This is a genomic window from Arthrobacter sp. P1_B11 (assembly GCF_056406715.1).
In genome coordinates this window covers 85,743-93,081 of record NZ_JBFTZQ010000016.1, presented here as the reverse complement: position 1 = coordinate 93,081, position 7,339 = coordinate 85,743, and the positions used below count along the sequence as shown (strand labels likewise).

The 7,339-nt window shown below is 65.7% G+C and carries 7 protein-coding genes and 2 pseudogenes; 6 read left to right on the top strand and 3 right to left on the bottom strand.

All coding sequences use genetic code 11. From position 1 onward, the window contains the following. Positions 1-384: hypothetical protein (locus AC1D14_RS14110; RefSeq protein ID WP_476968656.1), on the bottom strand; the 384-nt coding region annotated here is incomplete at its 3' end. A 487-nt stretch (positions 385-871) separates the two neighbouring features. Then, positions 872-1,865, bottom strand: a pseudogene (locus AC1D14_RS14105) (LacI family DNA-binding transcriptional regulator); the annotation flags it as partial. Positions 1,866-1,910: 45 nt separating this feature from the next. On the opposite strand from AC1D14_RS14105, the pseudogene AC1D14_RS14100 reads away from it, so the two are divergent. The 5 genes and pseudogenes from AC1D14_RS14100 to AC1D14_RS14080 all read left to right on the top strand — a co-directional run. Continuing rightward, positions 1,911-2,641: pseudogene (locus tag AC1D14_RS14100) on the top strand (FGGY-family carbohydrate kinase); the annotation flags it as partial. 155 nt (positions 2,642-2,796) lie between these two features. Then, entirely contained in the window at positions 2,797-3,804 is a 1,008-nt protein-coding gene (locus tag AC1D14_RS14095) for an acetylxylan esterase (protein WP_476968655.1), read from the top strand. A gap of 242 nt (positions 3,805-4,046) precedes the next feature. Continuing rightward, the gene (locus tag AC1D14_RS14090) at positions 4,047-5,207 is read left to right on the top strand and encodes a 3-deoxy-7-phosphoheptulonate synthase (RefSeq protein WP_476968654.1); all 1,161 of its coding nucleotides are present in this window, start codon (positions 4,047-4,049) and stop codon (positions 5,205-5,207) included. Between the two features lie 95 nt (positions 5,208-5,302). Further along, positions 5,303-5,512, top strand: a complete 210-nt coding sequence (locus AC1D14_RS14085) for a helix-turn-helix domain-containing protein (protein WP_230120519.1) — start codon at positions 5,303-5,305, stop codon at positions 5,510-5,512. Positions 5,513-5,737: 225 nt separating this feature from the next. After that, the gene (locus AC1D14_RS14080; RefSeq protein ID WP_003792170.1) at positions 5,738-5,836 is read left to right on the top strand and encodes a 30S ribosomal protein bS22; all 99 of its coding nucleotides are present in this window, start codon (positions 5,738-5,740) and stop codon (positions 5,834-5,836) included. A gap of 270 nt (positions 5,837-6,106) precedes the next feature. Here AC1D14_RS14080 and AC1D14_RS14075 read toward each other — a convergent pair whose 3' ends face one another. Beyond that, entirely contained in the window at positions 6,107-6,925 is an 819-nt protein-coding gene (locus AC1D14_RS14075; RefSeq protein ID WP_230120521.1) for an HAD family hydrolase, read from the bottom strand. 117 nt (positions 6,926-7,042) lie between these two features. On the opposite strand from AC1D14_RS14075, the gene AC1D14_RS14070 reads away from it, so the two are divergent. After that, on the top strand, positions 7,043-7,297 hold the full coding sequence (locus AC1D14_RS14070; protein WP_230120523.1) for a glutaredoxin family protein: 255 nt from the start codon (positions 7,043-7,045) through the stop codon (positions 7,295-7,297). Positions 7,298-7,339 lie beyond the last annotated feature (42 nt).

Below are 7,339 nucleotides of genomic sequence, written 5' to 3'. Positions count from 1 at the left end.
GCGGGAGAGCTCCTCGGTCAGGTCCGCGAAATCCGCCGCCTCCCGGAAGGAAGCCAGCCCGAGCTCGTTGTCCGCGGCGTCGACCGCCGACGCCAGCGCCTCCAGACACTGCTCCAGGGCCTCAGCCGCCCCGCCACCGAACGCGGTGCCAGCAAACGTCACGCCGGTGACAGACCCGCTGGTGACAGACCCGCTGGTGACAGACCCGCTGGTGACAGACCCGCCGGCGGCAGCACCGCCGTCGGACGCCCGGCTATCCACGAGGGGCGCGGAAGCGGGAACAATGCGAAGCGCACGGCCCCGCAGCAGGGAAACCGCGCTAAGGCCCGGCGTTACCGCCTGGCCCGCGGTGTGATCCGCTGCGTGTTCCCCCATGGCTTCCATAGGAAAACTCTGTCAGAGGGGTCCGACATTTTTAACGTTGGCCAATGTGACCGTCTGAGGTAGCCGCCTCTTGGTCTCCTCACGCCTAGTGTGGGTGATGCGTCACGATTTCCGGATCGAGGTTGGCCCCTGGCCCCTCCAGCGGATCAACCGGTGCCTCAACGCGCAGCGCACAGCCGCCAACGCCGGATTTCCCTGCGCAAAGCCGCTGACCAAAGACACGGCCTTGGATGGCGCCGTCATAGTTTCTGCTGAGAAATAGCGCCCCGGAGGAGAGATGCGCCGTGGCGACGCCGCACGCCACTCCGCCATCCTCTGGGCTTAGCTCGTCACACGTTGCTTATTGCCCTGCCGGAAGAGCTTCCGGTGCGGCTACGCGCTGAGCAGCCTCGCTCTGAGCAGCCTCGCGCGGTGCGGCCGTACGCCGTCCTGCTTCCTTCCGTGCGGCGGATCGTTCCGCTGCGCCGGGCTCTTCGCCGTCGACGGCGGCAGCCCCGGCGGTGCTTTGCCGCACCACCAGCTCGGGGGTGAAGACTACGCCGCGGTGGCGGGGATGCGCGGCGTCGAGCTCTTCTGTGGGCCGTTCGATTGCCGTCCGGCCAATGGCCTCGGTCGGCTGCCGGATGGAGGACAGCGGCACGACGGCTGAAACGGCAAAATCGATGTTGTCGTAGCCGATCAGCGCCACGTCCTCCGGGATGCGCAGTGTGTGTGTCATGGCCAGCGACTGCATGACGCCCAGCGCAAGGAGGTCGTTGGCGCAAAAGATGCCGTCCGGAAGCTGGCCCGAGTTGCGCGTCACCAGCTGGTCGCCCATCCCGCGGCCGGCCAGGACGGTCTGCCCCTCGGATTCAACGACTTCCAGCGACGCGCCGGGAACTTCGGCGACGGCGCGCCGCGCCCCCTCGAGGCGGTCGGCGAACTGGCGGACCGACGTCGGCCCTGTCACGAAGGCGAGCCGACGGCGGCCGATGTCCAGCAGGTGCCGGGCGGCGAGGTGACCGCCTTAGACGTCGTTGACCGACACAGAACTGTACTCGGCGTCGTCGGCGAGGCGGTCCACTAGGACGGTTGGCACGCCGCGTTCCCGGAGCTGGTCCAGACGCTCAGTGACGTCACCGACGGGCGAGATCAGCAGGCCTCGGACGCGCTGTTCCTGGAACAGATCTATATGGCCGGATTCCCTGCCGGCGTCGTGGCCGCTGTCGCCCAGCAGCACCGCGGCATCCTCTGCTGCCCGGGCCACGGATGTAAAGAAGGGGTTGCCCACGTCCAGGACGATGAGGCCGATGGTCCGGCTGTGGCCCGCCCGCAGCTGGCGGGCGGCGTCATTGCGGACGAACCTCAGCTCCTCGATGGCGTGCAGGACGCGTTCCTGGTGCGCTGTGAACCCGGTCCGTGTAGTTCAAGACGTTCGAGACAGTGCCCACCGCCACCCGGGCGTGGTTGGCGACACCCTTGATACTGGCTGACCGTGACATCCTTCTCCAAGCTCTCAGATGCAGAGAATGCTTTGACACCTGCCGTTGGCTGTCGGCTCGCACGACACCGCCTCCGCCGTCGCCACCGTCCCGGCAGAACAGGACAACTTCGCCTATATCTCCTCCGGTACCTGGTCATTGGTGGGAGTGGAACTGAAGCACCCCGTCCTGGCCGAGGCCAGCCGGGCCGCGAACTTCACCAACGAGCGCGGCGTGGACGGCACCATCAGGTATTTGCGCAACGTCGGGGGTCTCTGGCTGCTCAGCGAATGCCAGCGCACCTGGGCAGCAGAAGGGTACAAAACGGAGCTCGGCGAACTGCTCGACGCCGCAGCGGCACTCCGCCCGGCGGCCCGCAGATCAACGCCGACGACTCCTACTTCATCGCCCCGGACAACATGCCACAACGGATCCGCGCCGCCGTCAGGAATACCGGCGCTGTGCTTCCGGACCAGCCGGCGGCCATCGTCCGCTGCATCCTGGACAGTCTGGCCGCCGGCTACGCGCGGACCATCGCCGACGCTGAACGGCTGGCGGACACCAAGGTGGACGTCGTGCACATCGTGGGCGGCGGTTCGCAGAACCGGCTCCTGTGCCAGCTCACCGCTGAAGCCACCGGAAAGCGTGTGGTTGCCGGCCCGGTCGAGGCCACGGCCATGGGCAACGTACTTGTCCAGGGGCGCGCCGCGGGGGCCATTAGTGGCGGCCTGCGGGAACTCCGTGCAGCCGTCCGCAGCTCTCAACCGCTGGAAAGCTACCAGGCGGCACTGGTCTAGCGGAAGTTGCCGGAGATGAGGCTTCATCCGGCGCCGCACTCCGAAACGGCCCGCAATGTGGCGTCTCGGAGGGAAGGATCCTGTGCCGGTGCCTGACATAGGATCCACAACAGCACACAGCCTGGTTCTACACACTTCAAGAGAACGGAAAGCCCATGCCTCTCTTCGATCTTCCGCTTGAGCAGCTGCGCGGTTACACCTCCGACGTGACCGCTCCAGCCGATTTTGACTCTTTCTGGGACCACACCATCAGGGAGGCGCGCGAGTTTCCCCTGGCAGCGGTTTTCGAGCCTGTGGAGAACTACCTGACGGTGATCGACACCTTCGACGTGACGTTCGCCGGCTATGGCGGTTCTCCGGTCAAGGGCTGGCTGCACCTCCCGGCGAACAGGGAGGCTGGAACCCGGCTGCCCGCCGTCGTGCAGTATGCCGGCTATTCAGGCGGCCGCGGCCTGGCCAACCAGGACACCAAGTGGGCCCAGGCAGGCTACGCGCACTTCATTATGGACACCCGCGGACAAGGCTACGGCGGCGCCGTGGGTGAGACCCCTGATCCTGATCCGTCTGCGGGCGAGGTGGCTCACGCAGGGCTGATGACCCGAGGTGCAGGCAGCCGGGAGGACTACTACTACCGGCGTGTCTATGTGGACGCGTTCCGCGCCGTCGAAGCGGCGCAGACGCATCCGGACGTCGATGCTTCCCGGATCGTGGTGGCCGGCGTCAGCCAGGGCGGAGGCATCACCGTCGCCGTCGCAGGGCTTGCGGCCGGCAGGCTCGACGGCGTCGTCGCCGCCCTGCCCGACGTCCCGTTCCTGCAGGACTTTCCCCGTGCCATCGACATCACGCCGCGCGGCCCGTATCCCGAGATTGCTGCGTTTCTGGGCAGGCACCGCGAACGGTACGAGCCGATGCTGGCCGTGCTGAACTACTTCGACGGCGTAAACCTCGGCCGTGGCGCGACGGTCCCCGCGCTCTACTCGGTGGCGCAGATGGACGATGTCTGCCCGCCTTCCACCGTTTTCGCGAGCTACAACGCCTACGGCACAAATGGCGGTGGCGGAACTGCCAAGGACATCGAGGTCTACCGTTTCAACAATCATGAAGGTGGCCAGGAGCACCACTGGATCCGGCAGCTGCAGTTTTTGCGCAAGCTGGTGGGATGATCCGCCCCGCCGTTTGCGTGACGGACGGAATTTGCGGATCAAACAAATGCGAGGTTATGGTGTGGCTATGACTAACCGTTGGTATGCGTATTTTTCGTTGGCTCTGGAGGGGCCCGCGTCTAACTGACACGCATCCAACTACCTTCAGAGCCAACAGGGCAGAGATCATTCTCTGCCCTTCGCCATTTCTCCGGCGGGTTCTGATCTGGGCCCGCTCCGTACCCCGGAACAGGACCCCGCACATGAGCACCGAAGCAGCCACCGAAATCCCGCAGAGCGTTTCGAAACCGTCCACGCCGAAGCAGTCCACCTCGAACTTAAGGGTCAGCGGGATCACCGCGCTCCCCACTCCTCAGGAGATGATCGCGGAACTGCCGCTGGACGCGCGGGTGGCGGACGTCGTCGAACGCGGCCGGGACGAAGTCAGGGCCATCATGGACGGCGTGGACGACCGACTGCTCGTGATCGTAGGGCCCTGCTCCATCCACGATCCCAAGGCCGGCCTCGAATACGCCCGCCGCCTCGTCAGCCAGGCCGAGAAGCACAAGGAAGACCTGCTGATCGTCATGCGCGCGTACTTCGAAAAGCCGCGCACCACGGTGGGCTGGAAGGGCCTGATCAACGATCCGCGGCTTGACGGCACACACGACATCGCCGCCGGCCTGCGCGAGGCGCGCCGCTTCCTGCAGCAGGTCACAGCGTTAGGGCTTCCGGCCGCCACCGAGTTCCTGGAGCCGATCAGCCCGCAGTACATGGCCGACGTCGTTTCGTGGGGGGCAATCGGCGCCCGCACCACCGAAAGCCAGATCCACCGCCAGCTGGCGTCCGGGCTCTCCATGCCCATCGGCTTCAAGAACGGGACCGACGGCGACCTCCAGGTTGCCGTCGACGCCTGCAGCGCCGCGGCGGCGGCCCAGGCTTTCCTGGGGATCGACGGCGAGGGTCGAGCCGCGCTCGTGGCCACCGCGGGAAACCCGGACACCCACGTGATCCTGCGCGGCGGCCGCAAGGGCCCAAACTACTCCGCCGCCGACGTCGAAGCAGCGTCAGCGAGGCTCGCCGCCAAGAACCTCAACCCGCGCCTCATCATGGACGCCAGCCACGCCAACAGCGGCAAGAGCCATCACCGCCAGGCCGAGGTTGCGCTCGAAATCGGTGCGCAGTTGGAGGATGCGGGTACGGCCGCGGGTGCCATTGCCGGGGTCATGCTGGAGAGCTTCCTGGTGGGCGGCGCGCAGAACCTGGACGTGGCAGAACACGCCGCCGGGCGGTCTGAACTGGTGTACGGCCAGAGCGTGACCGACGCCTGCATGGAGTGGGATGTGACGACGTCCGTGCTCGACCAGTTGGCAGCATCGTCGCGGAAACGCCGGGGCTTTCACAATGGCCACGTGAGCCTCTAGAGTAACTAGCACACGGTTGTTCGATGGCTCAGCATCGGCGCACCGCACACAACATGGGATGCCGCAATGATGCTGAGAGCAAAGGAATATGGGAAATGTCCGAGTCGAACTTCTCGAACGCCAAGTTCTTGACCGTGGCCGAGGTGGCTGAGGTCATGCGCGTTTCCAAAATGACCGTGTACCGCCTGGTCCATTCCGGAGAGATGCCCGCCGTTCGGTTCGGCCGCTCCTACCGGGTTCCGGAGAACGCCGTCGAGCAGTACCTCAAGGGCGCTGTTGTTGACGGCCAGTCGGATACCGCCTGACTCTTGGTGCCTCGCTTTCCCCGGGATCTTAGTGACCGAGGCAACCGCCTTGGGGCGGCTGCAGGTCATGGGAACAGTGGCGGTCAGTAGGGGGTCCGGATAAGCGGTACCCTGTTAAGGAACGTTTTACGTCATTGTAAGAATCTGTCAGTTGTTCAGTCTGTTGCTTAGTCCACGGACCTTTTTCATCAGACAGGTACTGCATCTAGTTTGTGAGGAACTTTCGTGGGTTCAGTTATTAAGAAGCGTCGCAAGCGTATGGCCAAGAAGAAGCACCGCAAGCTGCTTCGCAAAACGCGCCACCAGCGCCGCAATAAGAAGTAGAGATACTTCTACAGCGTCAATGCCCGCTCCCTTTCGAGGGTGCGGGCATTTTTGCGTCCTGGCAGCGGGCCGGGGGAGCGGCTGCGAAAGACGGCGTGCGTCGTTAAGTCGCCTACGCAAAGCACGGCGTGCGTCGTGATGTCGCCTTCCCGTCGGCACCATCGCGGCCGCGGTGGTGCCGCGCGAATGATCTAGGGACGCGCAAATGGCCTGGTGACACTGGAATTCGGGTGTCGAGGGGGATTTTGTGCGTCGCAGGGACGTTCCGCGTCAGACCCGGGGGCCGCGGAAGCGGGAGTAGCCTCGCCAGAGGCCGTAGACGGCGCCGCCGGCGGTGGCGGCCTTGAGTCCGAGCGTGGCGGCACGGCGGCCGGAGCGGAAGTCGTAGACCGGCCAGTTGCGCTCGCGGGCGTGCTTGCGCAGCCTGGCATCCGGGTTGATGGCGACGGGGTGTCCCACGAGCGTCAGGAGCGGGATGTCGTTGTAGGAGTCGCTGTAGGCCCAGCAGCGCTTGAGGTCCAGGCCCTCGGCGTCGGCGATGCCCTGGACCGCCACCGCCTTGGCCGGCCCGTGCAGGATGTCCCCGACCAGCCGTCCTGTGTAGAGGCCGTCCTTAATCTCGCCCACCGTGCCGAGGGCACCGGTGAGGCCGAGTCGGCTGGAGATCACTGTGGCCACTTCGATCGGCGTGGCCGTGACGAGCCAGACCTTTCGTCCGACACGCAGGTGCTGCTGGGCCAGCGCCTTGGTGCCGGGCCAGATCCGCGAGGCGATCATCTCGTCGTAGACTTCCTCGCCCAGGACTTTGATGTCCTCCACCGTAATACCAGAGGCGAGGGTCAGCGCGGAGTCCCGCACGGCGTGAACATCGTCCATGTTTTCGCCGCGGAGCACGAACTTGAACTGCTTCCAGGCCATCCCCGCGGCCTGCGGCAGGGTGAATGCGCCGCGCTGATGCATTTTCCGGGCGACGTGGAAAAGGCTGGCGCCCTTCATGAGGGTGTTGTCGACGTCGAAGAACGCGGCCTCGCGGCGTTGCTGCGGTGCAACCGGCTGTTGGGCCACAGCGACGTACTTCTCCTCGGGCATGCCATTGAGTCTAGTCAATGCCGGGGAGGGCGCGGCCAGCGGACGGCGCGGGAACGCACTGGGCGTCACTGCGGCGTCGGCATCGCTCCGCGCCGGGAACGGCGATACGGTTGAAGCATGGTAAATCCCGACGTCGTTCTCCTCACCAAAGCTGACTGTCACCTGTGCGCTGCGGCGCGCGACGCCGTCGGGCGGGTTACTGCCGGGCTCGGACTGGAGTGGACGGATCAGTCGGTGGACGGCGATGACGCCCTGCGGGACCGCTATGCCGAAGAGATTCCGGTGGTGCTGGTGGACGGGATCCAACGCGACTTCTGGAAGATTGACGAGGCCAGGCTGGAGCGCGTCCTGCGCCAGGCGATGGCGAGGTAGCAGCGAATTCCGCGCAATGGCACCGGCTTTGTTGACATAAGT